Origin of the sequence: Acidiphilium sp. JA12-A1, from assembly GCF_000724705.2 — a bacterium.
In the GTDB taxonomy this organism is placed as follows: Bacteria; Pseudomonadota; Alphaproteobacteria; order Acetobacterales; family Acetobacteraceae; genus Acidiphilium; species Acidiphilium multivorum.
Genome location: NZ_JFHO01000185.1, coordinates 1 through 822, shown reverse-complemented (window position 1 = coordinate 822; position 822 = coordinate 1). Strand labels below are relative to the sequence as shown.

General features: G+C 66.1%; 1 protein-coding gene. It reads right to left on the bottom strand.

The genetic code is table 11. The features are described from left to right. The coding region (locus tag RT91_RS22055) for a hypothetical protein (RefSeq protein ID WP_035189367.1) at nucleotides 1–822 on the bottom strand (822 nt) is incomplete at both ends.

Genomic DNA, 822 nt, shown 5'->3' with positions numbered 1-822 from the left:
TCCGAGAGTGGTGATGGAGTTGCTGCCGGTGAGGATGACCGAACTGGCGGTGACGATGTCGAGACTTGATGCGTTGATATAGCCTGTGCCCGAACCTGAATTGGAGATGGTGCCTGCGTTGGCGTCGAGGCTGAGGCTGCCTGTGGCGGAGACGGCACCGGTGATGTCGAAGCCGCCGGCGCTGGTGTCGGTGAGGCTTGCGCTGGTGGCGGTGAAGGGTCCGGCGATGGTGAGGGGCGCGTTGTCGTCGAGGGTGAGGTTGCCGACGTTGATGCTGCCGAGAGTGGTGATGGAGTTGCTGCCGGTGAGGGCGACGAGGCTTGCGGCGGCATCGAGTGTTGTGGCGTTGACGTAGCCGGAGCCCGCATTGGCGATGGTGCCCGAGCCGGCGTCGAGGCTGAGGATCGTTGCGTCGAGACTGGCGTTGATGCCGATGTTCGAGGCGGCGAGGCCGAGACTGCCTATGGCGGAGACGGCACTGGCGATGTCGAGGGAACCGGTGTCGGTGAGGCGTGCGTCGGTAACATTGAAGGGACCGGCGATGGTGAGGGCGGCGGCTTCGTCGTCGAGGGTGAGGGTGCCGACATTGATGCTGCCGAGAGTGGTGATGGAGTTGCTGCCGGTGAGGGCGACGAGGCTTGCGGCGGCATCGAGGGTCGGTGCGGAGATGGAACCGGTGCCCGAGCTGGTGATGGATCCGCTTGTTGCGGAGAGGGCGAGGAAGGAGGCGAGGCTGACCTGTCCGGCGATGTCGAAGCCACCGGCGCTGGTGTCGGTGAGGCTTGCGCTGGTGGCGGTGAAGGGGCCGGCGACGGTGAGGGG